Origin of the sequence: Oleomonas cavernae (assembly GCF_003590945.1) — a bacterium.
GTDB lineage: Bacteria > Pseudomonadota > Alphaproteobacteria > Zavarziniales > Zavarziniaceae > Zavarzinia > Zavarzinia cavernae.
The window spans coordinates 2,392,513-2,409,371 of sequence record NZ_QYUK01000011.1; the positions used below are offsets into that span (position 1 = coordinate 2,392,513).

Annotated in this window: 18 protein-coding genes and 1 pseudogene; 11 read left to right on the forward strand and 8 right to left on the reverse strand. The window is 66.1% G+C overall.

What is annotated here, in order from left to right; all coding sequences use genetic code 11:
- The first annotated feature begins 14 nt into the window (after window positions 1-14).
- Window positions 15-887, forward strand: coding sequence for an IS3 family transposase (locus tag D3874_RS15305; RefSeq protein ID WP_119775655.1), 873 nt, complete (start codon window positions 15-17; stop codon window positions 885-887).
- A gap of 124 nt (window positions 888-1,011) precedes the next feature.
- On the opposite strand, the gene D3874_RS15310 is transcribed toward D3874_RS15305, so the two are convergent.
- The 3 genes from D3874_RS15310 to D3874_RS15325 all read right to left on the reverse strand — a co-directional run bounded on the left by D3874_RS15310 (window position 1,012) and on the right by D3874_RS15325 (window position 3,164).
- Window positions 1,012-1,329, reverse strand: a complete 318-nt coding sequence (locus D3874_RS15310; protein ID WP_119778850.1) for a transcriptional regulator — start codon at window positions 1,327-1,329, stop codon at window positions 1,012-1,014.
- 1 nt (window position 1,330) lies between these two features.
- Window positions 1,331-1,657: a type II toxin-antitoxin system RelE/ParE family toxin gene (locus D3874_RS15315; protein WP_119778851.1), complete on the reverse strand. Its 327-nt coding sequence runs from the start codon at window positions 1,655-1,657 to the stop codon at window positions 1,331-1,333.
- Window positions 1,658-2,216: 559 nt separating this feature from the next.
- Complete coding sequence (locus D3874_RS15325; RefSeq protein ID WP_119778853.1) at window positions 2,217-3,164, reverse strand: GlxA family transcriptional regulator; 948 nt, start codon at window positions 3,162-3,164, stop codon at window positions 2,217-2,219.
- A gap of 82 nt (window positions 3,165-3,246) precedes the next feature.
- Here D3874_RS15325 and D3874_RS15330 point away from each other — a divergent pair, with 82 nt between their 5' ends.
- The 3 genes from D3874_RS15330 to D3874_RS15340 all read left to right on the forward strand — a co-directional run bounded on the left by D3874_RS15330 (window position 3,247) and on the right by D3874_RS15340 (window position 4,796).
- Entirely contained in the window at window positions 3,247-3,936 is a 690-nt protein-coding gene (locus tag D3874_RS15330; RefSeq protein ID WP_119778854.1) for a DJ-1/PfpI family protein, read from the forward strand.
- A gap of 278 nt (window positions 3,937-4,214) precedes the next feature.
- Window positions 4,215-4,487 (forward strand): hypothetical protein, encoded by a 273-nt coding sequence (locus D3874_RS15335; protein WP_119778855.1) that lies wholly within the window; start codon window positions 4,215-4,217, stop codon window positions 4,485-4,487.
- A 12-nt stretch (window positions 4,488-4,499) separates the two neighbouring features.
- Window positions 4,500-4,796, forward strand: coding sequence for a hypothetical protein (locus tag D3874_RS15340; RefSeq protein ID WP_119778856.1), 297 nt, complete (start codon window positions 4,500-4,502; stop codon window positions 4,794-4,796).
- 6 nt (window positions 4,797-4,802) lie between these two features.
- On the opposite strand, the gene msrP is transcribed toward D3874_RS15340, so the two are convergent.
- From msrP to D3874_RS15360, 4 genes are all read right to left on the reverse strand, one after another.
- Complete coding sequence (gene msrP, locus D3874_RS15345; RefSeq protein ID WP_119778857.1) at window positions 4,803-5,783, reverse strand: protein-methionine-sulfoxide reductase catalytic subunit MsrP; 981 nt, start codon at window positions 5,781-5,783, stop codon at window positions 4,803-4,805.
- A 103-nt stretch (window positions 5,784-5,886) separates the two neighbouring features.
- Entirely contained in the window at window positions 5,887-6,408 is a 522-nt protein-coding gene (locus tag D3874_RS15350; RefSeq protein ID WP_119778858.1) for a Dps family protein, read from the reverse strand.
- A gap of 111 nt (window positions 6,409-6,519) precedes the next feature.
- Window positions 6,520-7,440 (reverse strand): ketopantoate reductase family protein, encoded by a 921-nt coding sequence (locus D3874_RS15355; RefSeq protein ID WP_119778859.1) that lies wholly within the window; start codon window positions 7,438-7,440, stop codon window positions 6,520-6,522.
- 8 nt (window positions 7,441-7,448) lie between these two features.
- Window positions 7,449-8,651: a pyridoxal phosphate-dependent aminotransferase gene (locus tag D3874_RS15360; protein ID WP_119778860.1), complete on the reverse strand. Its 1,203-nt coding sequence runs from the start codon at window positions 8,649-8,651 to the stop codon at window positions 7,449-7,451.
- 112 nt (window positions 8,652-8,763) lie between these two features.
- Between D3874_RS15360 and D3874_RS15365 the strand changes: the two genes are divergently transcribed.
- The 7 genes and pseudogenes from D3874_RS15365 (at window position 8,764) to moaD (ending at window position 15,403) form a co-directional block, all read left to right on the forward strand.
- A complete protein-coding gene (locus tag D3874_RS15365; protein WP_119778861.1) occupies window positions 8,764-9,018 on the forward strand; it encodes a hypothetical protein in 255 nt (84 codons plus the stop codon).
- Window positions 9,018-9,419, forward strand: a complete 402-nt coding sequence (locus D3874_RS15370; RefSeq protein WP_119778862.1) for a type II toxin-antitoxin system VapC family toxin — start codon at window positions 9,018-9,020, stop codon at window positions 9,417-9,419. Before D3874_RS15365 ends, D3874_RS15370 begins: the two co-directional genes overlap by 1 nt.
- Window positions 9,420-9,516: 97 nt before the next feature.
- Window positions 9,517-11,699, forward strand: a pseudogene (uvrB, locus tag D3874_RS15375) (excinuclease ABC subunit UvrB).
- 43 nt (window positions 11,700-11,742) lie between these two features.
- On the forward strand, window positions 11,743-12,165 hold the full coding sequence (gene folB, locus D3874_RS15380) for a dihydroneopterin aldolase (protein ID WP_119778863.1): 423 nt from the start codon (window positions 11,743-11,745) through the stop codon (window positions 12,163-12,165).
- A 578-nt stretch (window positions 12,166-12,743) separates the two neighbouring features.
- Complete coding sequence (uvrC, locus tag D3874_RS15385) at window positions 12,744-14,576, forward strand: excinuclease ABC subunit UvrC (protein ID WP_119778864.1); 1,833 nt, start codon at window positions 12,744-12,746, stop codon at window positions 14,574-14,576.
- A 13-nt stretch (window positions 14,577-14,589) separates the two neighbouring features.
- Window positions 14,590-15,150: a CDP-diacylglycerol--glycerol-3-phosphate 3-phosphatidyltransferase gene (gene pgsA, locus D3874_RS15390; RefSeq protein ID WP_119778865.1), complete on the forward strand. Its 561-nt coding sequence runs from the start codon at window positions 14,590-14,592 to the stop codon at window positions 15,148-15,150.
- A gap of 1 nt (window position 15,151) precedes the next feature.
- Complete coding sequence (gene moaD / locus D3874_RS15395; protein ID WP_119778866.1) at window positions 15,152-15,403, forward strand: molybdopterin converting factor subunit 1; 252 nt, start codon at window positions 15,152-15,154, stop codon at window positions 15,401-15,403.
- Window positions 15,404-15,492: 89 nt separating this feature from the next.
- Here moaD and D3874_RS15400 read toward each other — a convergent pair whose 3' ends face one another.
- A complete protein-coding gene (locus tag D3874_RS15400) occupies window positions 15,493-16,827 on the reverse strand; it encodes an NAD(P)/FAD-dependent oxidoreductase (protein ID WP_233559961.1) in 1,335 nt (444 codons plus the stop codon).
- Window positions 16,828-16,859 lie beyond the last annotated feature (32 nt).

A 16,859-nucleotide genomic window follows, 5' to 3' on the forward strand; every position in this document is an offset into this window, starting at 1 on the left:
GGCGAGGGGCCGGGGTGACGGCCACGGTCGAGCGGATGTGTGCCCTGGCCGATGTCAGCCGTGGCGCCTACTACCGGGGCTGGGCCGAGAACTGTCCCGGCCGTGAAGAAACGGCGCTGCGCGACGTGCTTCAGCACCTGGCGCTGACCCACCGTCACTACGGCTACCGGCGGCTCACGGCCCTGCTCCGACGTGAGGGCTGGGCGGTCAACCACAAGCGCGTGGTGCGCCTGATGCGCGAGGACAATCTGCTGTGCCTGCGCAAGGCAGCGTTCAAGCCGGCGACGACGGACTCCCGACACGACTGGCGGCTCTGGCCGAACCTGGCGCGCCGGCTGGTCCCGCTGGCGGTCAACCAGCTTTGGGTGGCCGACATCACCTATGTCCGGCTGGCCGAGGCCTTCGTCTACCTGGCGGTGGTGCTCGATGCCTTCAGCCGCAAGGTCGTGGGCTGGGCGATGGCCGACCACCTGCGGGCCGAACTGGCCCTGGCAGCCTTGCAGATGGCGCTCGACGGCCGAGAGGTGCTTCCCGGCGGGCTGGTGCACCATTCCGACCGGGGCGTCCAATATGCCTGCGGTGATTACATCGAGCGCCTGCAAGCCCACGGCATCCAGCCCAGCATGAGCCGGGCCGGCTGCCCTTACGACAATGCCATGGCCGAGAGTTTCATGAAGACGCTGAAGCAGGAAGAGGTCGACGGCGGCGACTACCGTGACCTCGGGCACGCCACGGCCGCTATCGGCGAATTCATCGAAGCGGTCTACAATCGGCAACGGCTCCACTCGGCGCTGGCCTATACCTCGCCGGTGGAGTTCGAAACCCGGTCAAGCCCTCAGGCTGCTGCGCAGCAGCCTGAGGGCTTGGTCACAACCAACTGTCCCTGATTTGACTGACTCACCGAGGGGGTGCAGTCCAGATCGGAGTGGAGTGAACCCCTAAACTGAGCCAGTTAAATCGGGGACAGTTCTGGAAGAGGAGAACTGATGACCCAAGAGACGAGATGGCGGTTCAACCGTGGCTTCGTACCTGCAAGCTGATCCCCGATGCCTGTTGCAGATACCCGATGATAGTCATCAGATTCTTGGCCGTCGGATTGCCGTTCGGGCCGAACATGCGCATGAGGCTCTTCACTTGCGTGCCGGTCGCGGTCGCCAGGGGGCCGAAGCCGACCGTGGCGTTGATATAGTCGCGCAGGATCGCCTTGCCGGTGTCCACATCGCCCGCCAGCAGCGTTTCGACGCCTTCCGTCAGCAGCGCCGCCTGAAAGACGGGATCGCGTGCCGCGCGTGCCTGGACCGTCTCCTTGAATGCCCGTGTGAGTGCCATCTCACCCCTTGCCTTTCTTGCGGTCTTTGTAGTCCCGCCAGCGCTCTTGCGCGGCAGCGATGTCGCGCTGCTGCCGTTGCTTTGTGCCGCCAGCGAGCAGGATCACCAGCCGCTCGCCGTCCCGGCCGAAATAGACCTGGTAGCCGGGGCCGAAGTCGATTTTCAGTTCCAGCACGCCCGCCCCGACACCCTTCACGTTGGAATCGTTGCCGAGCGTAAGGCGTGTAATGGCTACCGTCACCTTGGCCGCCGCCTGCGGGTCAAGCGTATCGAACCAGATGCCAAACGGGCTCAGAGCCCGGCCGTCGAGATATTCGAGCACTTCCATTCAGACAAATGGTGCCATAAATGTTACCATCTGCGCAAGCTGCAAGACGGTGCAGGGTTGGGAAAGCGGCAGCCGCCAGCCCGCGGGCGCTGCCCGTACCCTGCTGCGGGTGGTCGAGAAAGAGCCGGAAGCCGTAAGGCGGGCACTGGCAGCGGCGTAAACGGCCCCTGCCCCCGAACGGCACGGTATGGCTGTGTGCACTGCCGCGCCGCAAATCGCAGGCACCTGCCCGGAACCGCCCGGGCTTGCCCACTCATTTTGCCGCAACCCATTGTTCCGCTTGATCTTCTACTAAAGTTCTACTCCATGCAAAAACTGCAACAGCCGCCGCCCTCAAAAGCAATGGTCTCTTCGCGCTTGCGAGATTATCTATTGTTTCGACGCCGCTGCTTGGCAGTGGCTCTTGATGCCGGGCCACCCCTCCCCCGGTGCCGGCATCCTGGTCAGGTGGTTTGCCCCCCATTCCCCTGACCAACTTCACGATCGTTTGACGTGAAGCCTCCCTGTAAGACTTGCCGGGCCCTCGGGCCCGGCTTTTTTTTGCCTTTTTGCCGGGTGCTCAGATCCGCGCCGCGCGGCGTAATGCCTGGGGTGGCTGGCCGAAGGCGCGCAGGAAGGCGCGGCGCATCCGCTCGGAGTCGCCAAAGCCGGCATCGACGGCGATGCGGTCGATCGGCACGGTTCCTTCCTCCACCCGCTCGCGGGCCGCTTCCAGGCGCAGGCGCTCGATCGCCTTGGCCGGGGTCACCCCCACCTCGGCGGTGAAGGCGCGGGCGAAATGGCGCGGGCTCATGGCCGCGCGATCGGCCAGGCACTCCACCGACAACCGCTCGCCCAGCCGCTCCCGCGCCCAGCCCAAGAGCGGCCCGAACCGGCTGCCCTGCCGGTCCAACTCGAGCAGAGCCGAGAATTGCGACTGGCCGCCGGGCCGGCGGTGATAGACCACCAGTTCCTGGGCCGTGCGCTTGGCCACCGCCTCGCCCAGGTCTTCGGCGATCAGGGCCAGGGCCAGGTCGATGCCGGCGGTGATCCCGGCCGAGGTCCAAAGATTGCCGTCGCGCACGAAGATGCGGTCGGGCTCGACCACGACCTTGGGGTAGCGCTGCGCAAAATCCGCCGCCCGCCGCCAATGGGTGGTGGCGCGCCGGCCGTCCAGCAGGCCCGCCGCCGCCAGCAGGTAGGCGCCCGAGCAGACACTGGTCAGGCGCCGCACCCGGGGCGCCGCCGCGCGCACGAAGCGGTCGGTCTCGACGCAATCGAGCGCCGCCTTGGTGCCCCAACCACCCGCCACGATCAGCGTGTCGAGCGGGCCGGCTGCGGCGAAATCGCTCGCCATCATGGCAACGCCCGAGGAACTGGCGACCGGACCCGCCGCCCGGGCCATCACCACGAGGCGATAGGCCGGCGGCTTGCTGGCGCGCGCAGCGATCTCGAAGGCCGCGATCGGGCCGGCGGCATCGAGGAGCTGGAAATCCGGAAAGATCAGCAGGCCGATGGTGCGGGTCATGGCAGAAAGAGAGGAAACATTGTCATTCAAGACAAAGCCTAGACACGTCAACCTGAGCCGGTCAATAGCCCGGGAGGCGCCGATGTCCACCAGCCCATTCCATATCGTCTTCGCGATCTATCCCGATGTGACCCAACTCGACTTCACGGGGCCGCACCAGGTGCTCTCCCAGGTGCCGGGCACCACGGTCACCGTCGCCTCGGCCCCGGGCGGCAACATCGCCGCGGAAGGCGGCCTGATCTTCGCCCAGACGGCCCGCCTGGCCGATATCGCCGCCTGCGACATGCTGTGCGTGCCCGGCGGCCGGGGCACCATCGAGGCGATCAACGATCCCGGCTTCATGGCCGACGTTGCCCGCCTGGGGGCGGATGCGCGCTATGTCACCTCGGTTTGCACGGGGTCCCTGATCCTGGGCGCCGCCGGCCTGCTGGCGGGCAAGCGTGTCGCCTGCCATTGGGCGTGGCGCGATCTCCTGCCCAGTTTCGGTGCCATTCCCGACCCCGGGCGGGTGGTCCGCGACGGCCGGATCATCACCGGCGGCGGGGTTACGGCCGGCATCGACTTTGCCCTGACCGTGGCCGCCGAACTCGCCGGCGAAACCGTCGCCCAGGCGATCCAGTTGGGCATCGAATATGCCCCGGCCCCGCCCTTCAATGCCGGCCGGCCCGAGACCGCGCCACCGGCCGTGCTGGCCCTGGTCGAGGACATGATGGCGGCGCTCAAATACCCGCGCCAGGCCCAGGCGCAGGCGGCCCAGGCCGCTCGTGGTTGATCGGTTCCAGGCGCGACGGGGCAACCTGTCGCGCATTTACTCCAAATTGGATGCTTTCCGGGCACCGAAAGCCGCGGCCGATCGGCGACGATCCCACGCAACCCCACTTAATATATTGGTATAGCTATATTTTTTCGTCTGGCGCCGCTGTCGGCGGCAGCGAAAGAGGCACTTTGCCCCCACTTCAACCTCCCATTTTGAAGTCTTTATGAATCGATTCCGGGGCTGTTTAGACGCCATTTTGAAAGCGCAGGTTTGTTGGATTAAGCGGGGGCACGATGAGCGAAAGGGCGAGATGGGATTTTGCGCCGGATCAGGCGCCCACGCTGTCGTCCACCCTGCAGCAGATCGAATTCATGCGCAGCGAGATCCAGAGCAGCGTGCTCGACACCATGATCGTCGCCAACCGCAAGTTCATCGACCAGCAACTCAAGCAGGCCGATTTCGTCCTCGCCAACGAGATTGCCTGCGTCCTGAAGGAGGGCTTGTCGCTGACCGCGCAGATCGTCGGCCAGCTCAAGCAATCCGGCACGTCGCCCAGCTTCAAGTGAGAGACCAGGATCATGAACCTCAGCTATCGTATCGATAACATGATGGATGCCCCGGCCATGCTGCCTGTCGCCCAGCTTGACCGCTTCGTCACCGACCTCCTGGTGATCGTGCAGCGGGTGACCCGCGGCAAGACCTACGGCCTGGTCGACCGCGAAAGCTGCCGCCGCGAACTGGGCCTCAATGACGCGGAATTCGAGGTCGTCATCGGCCATGGCCGGCAGCGCGGCTACATCGACAGCCAGGCCGCCTATGGCCGCCTGTCGCTGACCCGCCGCGGCATCGAGCGCCTGGCGCAGATCTGGCGCTGACCTCGATTACATATACAGGGGCTCGGCTTCGAGCCCCTTGTAGAGGCCGGCGACCATGTCGCCATAGCCGTTGAACAGCAAGGTCGGCTTGCGCTCGTCGGTGCCCAGGACCCGCTCGAAAGCCTGCGACCAGCGCGGGTGTGAAACCAGCGGGTTCACATTGGCCCAGAAGCCGTATTCGTCGGGGCCAAGCGCTTCCCAGAAACTGTGCGGCCGCTCGTCGGTCAGGGTGATGCGGACGATCGACTTGATCGACTTGAAGCCGTATTTCCAGGGCAGGGCCAGGCGCAGCGGCGCGCCGAACTGCGCCGCCGCCGGCTTGCCGTAGACGCCGCTGACCAGGAAGGCCAAGTCGTTCTGCGCCTCGGCCATGGTGAGACCCTCGACATAGGGCCAGGGATACAGGCCCTGGCGCTGGCCGCGCGCGATATCGGGATCCTTGAAGGTCTCGAAGCGGACGTATCTGGCGCCCGACTGGGGCTCGGCCAGGGCCAGCAGGCTCTTCAGGGGAAAGCCGGTCCAGGGCACCGCCATCGACCAGGCCTCGACGCAGCGGTGGCGGTACAGACGCTCCTCGAAACTGACCTTGGCGAAGAGGTCGTCGATGCCCAGCGTCAGGGGCTTAGCCACCAGGCCGTCGATCGTCACCGTCCAGGGCCGGACCTTCAGCTTCTGGGCCGCCTCGTAGATCCCCTTGTCGCTGCCGAACTCGTAGAAATTATTGTAGGTCGAGGCCCATTTCTCATCGGTCAGGGGGCGGTCGAGGGTATAGCCCTCGTTTCGCTTGGCGGGGTAAAGAGCCGCCGAAGGGTCGCTGACCGCGGGCGCCTCGGCCGCGCCGCTGGCCTTGTCGTCACAACCGACCATGGCCAGCACGCTGCCGGCCGCCGCCAGCTTCATCAGGCGCCGGCGATCGAGGAACACCGCCTCGGGCGTCGCGTCCGACTCGCGCAGAACATCCCAGGGTTTGCGGATCCGGATCAGCATGGCGAGCTCCTACAGCGCGGGTACCCTTGTAAATTCGTCGGGCCCCCGCCACAAGTTACGCGACGGGAGCCCGATCGGATCGTCAAGCTGTTACCGGCGCGGCTCAGCCGTTGATCGAGCGCAGCATCCAGGCGTGCTTTTCCGACGCGGTGGTCCGCTGGACCATCAGGTCGGCTGAGGAAATGTCGCCCAGCTCGCCCAGCTCGGTTTCGGCCTTGCGCAGGATGCGCACCAGTTCCTCGTTGGCGAGCTGCAGGTTGCGGACCATTTCATCGGCCGCCGGCTCGCTGTCCGATTCCTTGATCGAGGTGAGCTTGGCAAAGGCCGCCAGCGAGCCCGGCGCCTTGTAGCCGACGGCACGGATGCGCTCGGCAATGCCGTCGATCGCGTCGTGCAACTCGTTGTACTGGGCGTCGAACAGGGCGTGGAGCTGCGGAAAGTCCGGGCCGGTCACGTTCCAGTGGTAATTGTGGGTCTTCAGGTAGACGGCGAAAGTATCCGCCAGGACACCGGTCAGGATCGCCGCCGCCTTTTTCCGGGCCGCGTCGCTCAGGCCGATATCGATGCCCGGCTCGTTGCGGCGAACGGGGGTTATCGTTGCCTTGGTGGTCTTCTTCGCTGCCATCGGAATGCTCCTTCGTGATCGTCTTTTCGAATATGGGTGAAGTGCCAATGCCGGACAAGGCTGTTTAGAATCTTTCTAAACAAACTCGCGAAGACCAGGCCTGTTCCGGACTCATGCCACCCGCCCGGCATGAAGGATCAGGCCCGCCAGGATTGCCCGATGCACCGGGGTCGGCACCCCGCTTTCGGCACCCAGGCGGACGATCGCCCCGGACAGATCCTCGACCTCCAGGGGCCGGCCCCGTTCCAGGTCTTCGAGCTGCGACGACTTCATCAAGGCGGGCAGGCGCGAGAAGGTCTTGATGATCCCGTCGGCCAGGCCATCGGGCAGCACGACGCCGCGGGCCAGGGCCACGGCTACACACTCCCGCACCGCGTCGGCCAGGAAGGCGGCGGTCACCGGATTGTCGCGGATCGGGCCGACGGCACTGCGGGTCAGGCCGGTCACGCCCGACAGCGAGGCCAGCATGCAGAATTTCTTCCACAGCACGGCATCGACATTGTCGCCGACATCGACCGTGAAGCCCGCCTTGTTGCCGGCATCGGCGAATTCCGCCGCCAGCGGCGCCAGCTTGGCCTCCACCGGGGCGAATTCGATCCGGGCGTTCGGCGCGGCGAGCCGGATCACGCCCGGCCTGCTGATCACGGCGGAAATATAGGCCGCCCCGCCCAGCACCCGCCGCGCGCCCAGGCCGCGGCTCAGGCGATGGGGCGCATCGATGCCGTTCTGCAGGGTCAGGACCAGCGTGTCGGGGCCCAGCAGCGGCCCGATCAGGGCCGAGGCGGCATCGACGTCATACATTTTCACGGCAAAGAGGACGATGTCGCAGGGGCCGATGGCGGCCGGATCACGCACCGCCCTGACCGGCCGCACAGTGAACTCGCCGGCCGCCCCCTCGACGCTCAGGCCCTGGGTCTGCAGGGCCGTGAGATGCGCGCCCCTGGCCACGAAAGCGAGATCGTGACCGGCCTGGATCAGCTTGGCACCGAAATAACCGCCGACCCCGCCGGCCCCGATCACCGCTATTTTCATCGGGCCTCTCAGACCAGCGCGGCGCAGGCCCGCTGGATGCGGGTACAGGCCTCCTTCAGCGCCTCGTCCGAGGTCGCGTAGGAGATGCGGAAATAGGGCGACAGGCCGAAGGCCGCGCCCTGCACCACCGCGACCCCTTCGGATTCCAGCAGATAGGTGACGAAGTCGCCGTCGGTCGCAATCACCTTGCCGTCCGGCGTCTTCTTGCCGATCAACCCGGCACAGGAGGGATAGACATAGAAGGCGCCTTCGGGCCGCGGGCACTTCAGCCCGGTGGCCTGGTTCAGCATCGAGACCACCAGGTCGCGCCGCTCCTTGAAGCGGTCCGAGCGCACGGGAATGAAATCCTGCGGCCCGGTCAGCGCCTCGACCGCGGCGGCCTGGCTGATCGAACAGGGGTTGGAGGTCGACTGGCTCTGCACCTTGGCCATGGCCTTGATCAGGGCCGCGTCGCCCGCGGCATAGCCGATGCGCCAGCCGGTCATCGAATAGGCCTTGGAGACGCCGTTCACCGTCAGGGTGCGGGCATACAGGGCCGGTTCGATCTGTGCCGGGGTGACGAACTTGAAATCGTCGTAGACGATGTGCTCGTACATGTCGTCGGTCATCACCCAGACATGGGGATGACGGACCAGCACATCGGTCAGCGGCTTCAGGTCGTCGTAACTATAGGCGGCGCCCGTCGGGTTGGACGGCGAGTTCAGCATGATCCACTTGGTCTTAGGGCTTATCGCCGCCTCGAGCTGCGCCGCCGTGACCTTGAAGCCCGATTCGAGCGTGGTCTCGATGAACACCGGATGGCCGCCCGCCAGCAGCACGATGTCGGGATAGGACACCCAATAGGGTGCCGGAATGATCACCTCGTCGCCGGGATCCAGCGTCGCGATCATGGCGTTGAAGATCACCTGCTTGCCGCCCGAGCCGATGTGGACCTGGTCGGGCGTATAGTCGAGGCCGTTTTCGCGCTTGAACTTCAGGCACACGGCCTTCTTCAGGGCGGGCGTGCCGTCCACCGCGGTGTACTTGGTGTCGTTGCCTTCGATGGCACGGATGCCCGCAGCCTTGATGTTGTCCGGCGTGGGGAAATCGGGTTCGCCGGCGCCCAGGCCGATGACGTCGCGGCCTGCCGCCTTCAGCTCGGCCGCCTTCTGGGTCACCGCGATGGTCGGCGACGGCTTGATGCGCGCGAGGGAGGTAGCGATGAAGGCCATGACGACACCAAGGGGGTTTAAGGATTGAAACGCGCGCAAACCCTAGCCCCGCGCCGCCTGCCCTTCAAGCATCGCGCACCCGCGTGCAACGGAAACGTGCTATGCTGCGGCCATGAACAAGATCGTCTCGAAAACGGAACTGCTCGCCGATTTCGACCGCCTCGTCGCCGAGGCGGCCGCGAATGGCGATGTGCTGACCGTCAAGGACGGTGAGGCCGAGATCGCGACGATCGAGCCTTCGGCCGGCACAAAACAGTCTTCGGAACCCAGGAAATCGCTATTCGGTTCCATGAAGGGCACCGCTGTCATCTTGGGCGATATCGTGTCGCCAATTGAGGATGCGGGCTGGGAATTGCTGCCCGACTGATGATTCTTCTCGACACCCACGTTCTCATCTGGTGGACCCAAGGCATCGATCAACTCGGGCCGAAGTCTCGACTGGCACTCGATGCCGCCCTGGACAACGAGCAACTGGCGGTGAGTGCGGTGACCTTTTGGGAGGCCGCATTGCTCGACACCAAGAATCGATTGAAGCTGCTGCCGACGGTTCTGGCATGGCGCCAGGCGGCTTTGGGTCTCGGTCTCGAAGAGCTCCCCCTTACCGGCACGATCGCTATCGCATCGGCACAGCTTGAAAACATGCACGGCGATCCCGCCGATCGCTTCCTGGTGGCGACCGCCCTCGCCCATGACGCGGTCCTGATGACCGCAGACGAACGCATTCTCGCCTGGCCGGGAGCCCTGCGCCGGCTGGATGCCCGGCAATAGCGGCCCGATTTTGGCAGCATGAGCCCTGCACCGTGTGGATGCCCGGCCCCTGCGCCCGGCTCTGGCGGGCGGGCGGCGGGCGCCCTATAAACAGGGCATGGCAACATCGATTGACGCCCCGACCGTCGCCGATCTTGCGGCCTGGGTGCCGCACCGCCCTGACCGACCCGAGAAATCCGAGGGCGGCCGGCGCTTCAAGCTCGTCTCGGACTATGTCCCGGCGGGCGACCAGCCGGCGGCGATCGAAGAGCTTGTCGCCGCCGTCGATGCCGGCGAGCGCGACCAGGTGCTGCTGGGCGTCACCGGCTCGGGCAAGACCTTCACCATGGCCCATGTCATCGAGCGCACCCAGCGCCCGACCCTGGTGCTGGCACCCAACAAGACCCTGGCCGCCCAGTTGTACGGCGAGATGAAGTCCTTCTTCCCCGACAACGCGGTCGAATATTTCGTCTCGTATTACGACTACTACCAGCCCGAGGCCTACGTGCCGCGGACCGACACCTATATCGAGAAGGAATCGTCGGTCAACGCGCAGATCGACCGCATGCGCCACTCGGCCACCCGCGCCCTGCTGGAACGCGACGACGTCATCATCGTCGCCTCGGTGAGCTGCATCTATGGCATCGGCTCGGTCGAGACCTATTCGGCCATGACCTTGAGCGTGAAACTGGGCCAGACCATCGACCGCTCGGACCTGCTGCGCAACCTGGTCGCCCTGCACTACAAGCGCAACGACGCCGCCTTCCAGCGCGGCACCTTCCGGGTGCGCGGCGACAATATCGAGATCTTCCCCGCCCACTACGAGGACCGGGCCTGGCGCATCACCCTGTTCGGCGACGATGTCGACGGCATCGCCGAGTTCGATCCCCTGACCGGGGAGAAGACCGATCCGCTGGACGCGATCAAGGTCTATGCCAACAGTCACTATGTGACGCCGCGGCCGACCCTGACCCAGGCGGTCAAGTCGATCAAGGTCGAGCTGATCCACCGGCTGGACGAATTGCGCCGCGATGGCCGCCTGCTGGAGGCCGAGCGGTTGGAACAGCGCACCACCTTCGACATCGAGATGATGGAGGCGACCGGCGCCTGCGCCGGGATCGAGAACTATTCCCGCTATTTGACCGGGCGCCGGCCGGGCGAGCCGCCGCCGACCCTGTTCGAATACCTGCCCGACAATGCCCTGGTGGTGGTCGACGAGAGCCATGTCACGGTGCCCCAGATCGGCGGCATGGAACGGGGCGACAACCGGCGCAAGTCGGTCCTGGCCGAGTACGGCTTCCGCCTGCCCTCGTGCATCGACAACCGGCCGCTGAAATTCGCCGAATGGGAAGCGATGCGCCCGCAAAGCGTCTTCGTCTCGGCCACCCCGGCAAATGGGAGATCGAACAAACCGGCGGCGTCTTCGTCGAGCAGGTGATCCGCCCCACCGGCCTGATCGACCCGCCGGTGTTCATCCGCCCGGTCGAGAAACAGGTGGACGACCTGGTCGCCGAATGCCGCGCCGTCACCGCCAAGGGCTACCGCGTGCTGGTCACCACCCTGACCAAGCGCATGGCCGAGGATCTGACCGAATACATGCACGAAGCGGGGATCAAGGTCCGCTACATGCACTCCGACATCGAGACCCTGGAGCGGATCGAGATCCTGCGCGACCTGCGCCTGGGCACGTTCGATGTGCTGATCGGCATCAACCTGCTGCGCGAGGGCCTGGATATTCCCGAATGCGCCCTGGTCGCCATTCTGGACGCCGACAAGGAAGGCTTCCTGCGTTCGGAAACCTCGCTGATCCAGACCATCGGCCGCGCCGCCCGCAATCTCGACGGCCGGGTCATCCTCTATGCCGACAAGATCACCGAGTCCATGCGCCGGGCGATGGAAGAGACCGATCGCCGGCGCGAGAAGCAGCGCTCGTTCAATCTCGAACACGGCATCACCCCTGAATCGATCCGCAAGTCGATCGGCGACATTCTCGAATCGGTCTACGAGGCCGACCATACGACGGTCGACCTGGGCGACGACCGCCGCAACCTGGTGGGTAACAACCTGAAGACCCACCTGGCCGACCTCGACAAGCGCATGCGCACCGCCGCCGCCGACCTCGAATTCGAGGAGGCAGCCCGCCTGCGCGACGAGATCAGGCGCCTGGAGGCGACCGAACTGGAGATCGCCCGCGACCCGACCGCCCGGCCGCACCAGATCGCGGAACGGGTGGCGCCCAAGGGCCGTTCCAGCGGCGGCCGTCCAGGCTCCCGCGGCCCGAAAATGAGACCCCGGCGCTGAGCCGCCGCCCTGCCCGCATGTCAACCCCCGAGGCCCGCCGCCGATGACCAAGAGTTTTGTAACCCCCGTCGGCTTTGCCGATGCGCAGCAGGGCCTGGCCCACCTTTTCGTGCGCGGCCTGGTGGTCGAGGCCGAGATCGGGGTCTGGGCGCATGAGAAGGGCCGCCGCCAGATCGTCCGTATCGACCTCGACCTGGCCGTGGACGACCCGCGTGCCGCCGGCGACGATCACAAGAAGGTCGTGTGTTACGAGTGGGCTTCCAACGAGGTACGGGACATTGTCGCGACAGGGCATTTCAACCTGGTGGAACGCCTGGCGGAATGCCTCGCCGAGCGTCTCTTGAGCGATGCCAGGGTTCACGCGGTGCGCATTCGGGTCGAGAAACCCGGCGCGATCCGCGGGGCGGATGCGGCCGGTATCGAGATCGTCCGTCTGCGGGCGCCGAACCCGGAAACACCCCTCTGATCGGGTGCAGACGGGCGGCCTTGGCCGGGCGAATGCGGCGAAACCGGCGGTTTTCCATCCCGATCCGCCGCCCGCGCAGACGCCTTTTGTTCACAGGCCCGGCCTGCGCCGTGGGCGATCCTGCGTCAAGGGAAATTTTCGCCATATGAATCACTAGTGACAAGGGTGTTCGTCGTAAGTCATTGATTTTATTGATATAGAGAATGCGTGCATAAAAAATGGGCAAGGACGCCCGAGGCCAGCAATTGCGCGGGGAGCGAGGTTGACCGAACACTTGCCCACAGGGTTTTCCACAGCATCCGTGGAAAGTGTCAGAACGATGTCGACAGTATTTCACCAGGGGCCCACGAATCGGGCATTTGCCCAGGGAATCCGCGGCTGAGGCGACTGTCATCATGGTGCGCTGCACACAGAAATTTGCCCGATTTGCAATCGCAGCAATCAGTTTGCCACACCGCATTCGTATTTCTGCTCCAACCAAACTGGGTCCAATGACTCATGATTGACGATTCCGGCCCCTCGCCCCCCAGGCCCCCGAGTCGGGCGCCGCCCGGCCGGGCGATCAACGCGGCCGCGCCGTGATCCGCGCCCACCTGGCGACCTTGAGCAACGGGCCCGGTGTCTACCGCATGCTCGATGCCGGCGGCGAGGTGCTCTATGTCGGCAAGGCGCGTAATCTGAAGCGTCGTGTGGCGCAATACGCCAACGGCGTGCATCCGTCGAACCGCATTGCCCGCATGGTCGCCGAGACCACCCATCTGGAGGTGGTGGTTACGCATACGGAGGTCGAGGCGCTGCTGCTCGAGGCCAATCTGATCAAGCGCCTCAAACCGCGTTACAACGTGCTGCTGCGCGACGACAAGTCGTTCCCCTATATCCTGATCGCCAAGGGCCATGCCTGGGCAAGGCTTGGCAAGCATCGCGGCGCACGGGGCGAGAAGGGCAGCTATTTCGGCCCCTTCGCCTCGGCCGGCGCGGTCACCCGCACGCTGAACGCCCTGCAGCGCGCCTTCCTGTTGCGCTCGTGCAGCGATTCGGTGTTCGAGAATCGCAGCCGGCCCTGCCTGCTGTATCAAATCAAGCGCTGCTCGGGGCCCTGCGTCGGCCTGGTCGGCCGCGCGGAATACGACGGCCTGATCGAGCAGGCCGAGGCCTTCCTGGGCGGGCGCAGCCAGGCCATCCAGCGCGACCTCTCCGCCCAGATGACAGCCGCGGCGGAAGCGCTCGATTACGAGCGCGCGGCCATGTTCCGCGACCGCATCCGGGCATTGACCGCGATCCAGGCCCACCAGGACATCAATACCGATGCGGTCGAGGAAGCGGATGTCGTCGCCCTGCATGTCGACGGCGGCCAGGCCTGCGTCCAGGTGTTCTTTTTCCGCGCCGGGCAGAACTGGGGCAACCGCGCCTATTTCCCGCGCATCGACAAGGCCGACGAAGCGCCGGCGATCCGCGCCGCGTTCCTGGCCCAGTTCTATGACGACCGCCCGCCGCCGCGCCTGATCCTGGTCGACGGCCCGGTCGACGAACTCGACCTGCTGGCCGAGGCGCTGTCGGCCCACGCCGGGCACAAGGTCGAAATCGCCGAGCCGCGGCGCGGCGCCAAGCGCGACCTGGTCGATCACGCCATCACCAATGCCCGCGAGGCCCTGGGCCGGCGCCTGGCCGAAACCTCGGGCCAGGGCCGCCTGCTGGCCGCGGTCGCCGATGCCTTCGGGCTGGAGGCGCCGCCCAGGCGCATCGAGGTCTATGACAACAGCCACGTCATGGGCACCAATGCGGTGGGCGGGATGATCGTGGCCGGGCCCGAAGGCTTCATGAAGAACGCCTATCGCAAATTCAACATCAAGGACGAGAGCATCACCCCGGGCGACGACTTCGGCATGATGCGCGAGGTGCTGACCAGGCGCTTCAAGCGCCTGGTCGACGAGGACCCCGACCGCAGCGCGACCGACAGCGCCTGGCCCGACCTGGTGGTGATCGACGGCGGCGCCGGGCAGTTGAGCGCCGCCCTGGGCATCATGCGCGAACTGGGGGTGGACGACGTGCCCCTGGTCGCCATCGCCAAGGGACCCGACCGCAACGCCGGGCGCGAGCGCTTCTTCATGGAGGGCAAGGGCGAGTTCATCCTGGAACAGCGCTCGCCCGTGCTCTATTTCCTCCAGCGCCTGCGCGACGAGGCCCACCGCTTCGCCATCGGCACCCACCGGGCCAAACGCGGCAAGGAGGCGGTCCGCTCGGCGCTCGACGAGGTGGGCGGCATCGGGCCGGCGCGCAAGCGCGCCCTGCTGCACCATTTCGGCTCGGCCAAGGCGGTGGCGCGGGCCGGGCTGAGCGACCTCGAAAAAGTCCCAGGAATCTCGAAAACCGTCGCAAAGCTCGTATACGATCACTTCCACGAAAAAGGATGATGCCCGCCCGATCATGATCACGAATTTGCCCAACCTCCTCACCCTGTTCCGGATCGTGGTGATCCCGGCCATGGTCGCCGCCTTCTTCCTGGATTTCCCGGCCGCCAACTGGGTGACCTTCGGGCTGTTCGTCACCGCCAGCATCACCGATTACTTCGACGGCTATCTGGCACGGGCCTGGAACCAGGTCTCGGCCCTGGGCCGCTTCCTCGATCCCGTGGCCGACAAGCTGCTGGTCTCCTCGGCCATCCTGATGCTGGTGGCGACGGCGCAGATCACCGGCCTGGCCGTGGTCGCCGCGGTGATCATCCTGTGCCGCGAGATCCTGGTCTCGGGCCTGCGCGAGTTCCTGGCCGAGTTGCGGGTGAGCCTGCCGACCTCGAAACTGGCCAAGTGGAAGACCACGGTGCAGATGTTCGCGCTGGGCTTCCTGATGGTGGGCAGCGCCTCGCCCGCGGCCATCCCCAGCGTCGAGATCGGCTTCTATGCCCTGTGGCTGGCGGCGATCCTGACCATCATCACCGGCTACGACTATCTGCGCGTGGGCCTGAAGCACATGGCGGGGTCTGCCTGAGATGCGCGTGCTCTATTTCGCCTGGGTCCGCGAGCGCGTGGGCGTGCCGGAAGAGGAATTCGCCCTGCCGGCCGCTGTCGGCACCGTCGGCGCCCTGCTCGACCTGCTGGAAGCCCGCAGTGCGGGTCACGCGGCTGCCCTGGCCGACCGTTCGGCGATCCGCATCGCGGTCAACCAGGATTTCGCCACGCCCGAAACCGCCGTCGCCCCCCACGACGAGGTTGCGATCTTTCCGCCAGTCACAGGCGGTTAGCCACCTGGGGCAGCATGGTGCGTCCTTCGAGACGCCACCTTTGGTGGCTCCTCAGGATGAGGAGAGTCTTTATGCCACAAAGATTTTCCTCATCCTGAGGAGGGTGCGAAGCGCCCGTCTCGAAGGACGCACAGCGCCGACGCAGCGCTACGACAGCAGGTCCCGCAGCCTGAACCACAGCATGGCGGCGACCAGCATCGGGGTGCGCAGGTACTTACCCCCGGGAAGGGTGCGTGCGGCAGCTTCGCGAAGACGTCGAAGCGCTCGGCCTGGCCGGCGATCGCCTCGCCCAGCAGCTTGCCCGCCAGGTTGGTCAGCGCGATGCCATGGCCCGAGAAGCCCTGGGCGTAATAGACATTGGGCGCCAGGCGCCCGAAATCGGGCAGGCGGTTCATGGTGATGTCGACCAGGCCACCCCAGAAATGCTCGATCTTCACCTCGGCCAAGCTGGGAAAGGTCTTGGCCAGACGGCGGCGCATCAAGGCCGGCTGGTTGGGTGCCGGCCGGCCGGAATAGGCGGCACCGCCGCCGAACAGGATGCGGTGATCGGCCGAGCGGCGGAAATAGTCGAGCACGAAATTCGAATCCGAGATGCAGGCATTGGACGGCAGCAGCGCGGCGGCGGCCTCGAGGCCCAGCGGCTCGGTCGCGATGATGAAGGTCGCCACCGGCATGATAGTGTCGGCCACCTTGGGCGCGAGCCCGCCCACATAGGCATTGGCGGCCAGGATCAGATGGGCGCAGTCGACCTCGCCCGTCGCGGTGCGCAGCAGCGGGCGCGGCCCGTCGACGATGGCGGTCGCCCGGCTGTGCTCGTGGATCACCACCCCCGCCGCTTCCGCGGCGGCGGCCAGGCCCAGGGCATAATTCAGGGGATGCAGGTGGCCACACTGAGGGTCGAAGGTGCCGCCATGGAACCGGTCGGATCGCACATGGCGGGCCAGCTCGGCGCGGTCGAGCACCCGGGACGCGCCATAGCCGTACCTGGCCGCCATTATGGCGTTGTCTTCCACCATGGCCGCCAAGTGGCTGGGCTTGGTCGCGGCGTGGACGTAGCCTTCTTCCCAATCGCAGGAAATGCCGTGGCGCTGGATGCGAGCCCGGACGATATCGGTCGCCTCGACCGTCATCTGCCACAGGGCCCTGGCGGCGCTCTCCCCTGCCAGCTTCTCGACCGTGCCCATGCCGGGGTTCAGCCCGTTCAGCATCTGGCCGCCGTTGCGCCCCGAGGCGCCCCAGCCGACTTTTTCCGCCTCGAGCACGATCACGCGGTAGCCGCGCTCGGCCAGTTCCAAGGCGGCCGAGAGGCCGGTATAGCCGGCACCAACAATGGCGACATCGGCAGAGGCCCGGCCCATCAGCGCGGGGCGATCGGGACTTGGGTTTGCGGTGGCGGCGTAATACGAGGGCTCATATCCTGTCATGGGCTCAAGCTCGCCGGGGCACCCCCGTCCCG

Excerpts from the sequence above, each read along its gene's own strand:
- D3874_RS15310 (WP_119778850.1), bottom strand. The coding sequence starts at position 1,329 with ATGGCACTCACACGGGCATTCAAGGAGACGGTCCAGGCACGCGCGGCA.
- D3874_RS15315 (WP_119778851.1), bottom strand. The coding sequence starts at position 1,657 with ATGGAAGTGCTCGAATATCTCGACGGCCGGGCTCTGAGCCCGTTTGGC.
- D3874_RS15325 (WP_119778853.1), bottom strand. The coding sequence starts at position 3,164 with ATGACCCGCACCATCGGCCTGCTGATCTTTCCGGATTTCCAGCTCCTC.
- D3874_RS15330 (WP_119778854.1), top strand. The coding sequence starts at position 3,247 with ATGTCCACCAGCCCATTCCATATCGTCTTCGCGATCTATCCCGATGTG.
- D3874_RS15335 (WP_119778855.1), top strand. The coding sequence starts at position 4,215 with ATGAGCGAAAGGGCGAGATGGGATTTTGCGCCGGATCAGGCGCCCACG.
- D3874_RS15340 (WP_119778856.1), top strand. The coding sequence starts at position 4,500 with ATGAACCTCAGCTATCGTATCGATAACATGATGGATGCCCCGGCCATG.
- msrP (WP_119778857.1), bottom strand. The coding sequence starts at position 5,783 with ATGCTGATCCGGATCCGCAAACCCTGGGATGTTCTGCGCGAGTCGGAC.
- D3874_RS15350 (WP_119778858.1), bottom strand. The coding sequence starts at position 6,408 with ATGGCAGCGAAGAAGACCACCAAGGCAACGATAACCCCCGTTCGCCGC.
- D3874_RS15355 (WP_119778859.1), bottom strand. The coding sequence starts at position 7,440 with ATGAAAATAGCGGTGATCGGGGCCGGCGGGGTCGGCGGTTATTTCGGT.
- D3874_RS15360 (WP_119778860.1), bottom strand. The coding sequence starts at position 8,651 with ATGGCCTTCATCGCTACCTCCCTCGCGCGCATCAAGCCGTCGCCGACC.
- D3874_RS15365 (WP_119778861.1), top strand. The coding sequence starts at position 8,764 with ATGAACAAGATCGTCTCGAAAACGGAACTGCTCGCCGATTTCGACCGC.
- D3874_RS15370 (WP_119778862.1), top strand. The coding sequence starts at position 9,018 with ATGATTCTTCTCGACACCCACGTTCTCATCTGGTGGACCCAAGGCATC.
- folB (WP_119778863.1), top strand. The coding sequence starts at position 11,743 with ATGACCAAGAGTTTTGTAACCCCCGTCGGCTTTGCCGATGCGCAGCAG.
- pgsA (WP_119778865.1), top strand. The coding sequence starts at position 14,590 with ATGATCACGAATTTGCCCAACCTCCTCACCCTGTTCCGGATCGTGGTG.
- moaD (WP_119778866.1), top strand. The coding sequence starts at position 15,152 with ATGCGCGTGCTCTATTTCGCCTGGGTCCGCGAGCGCGTGGGCGTGCCG.
- D3874_RS15400 (WP_233559961.1), bottom strand. The coding sequence starts at position 16,827 with ATGACAGGATATGAGCCCTCGTATTACGCCGCCACCGCAAACCCAAGT.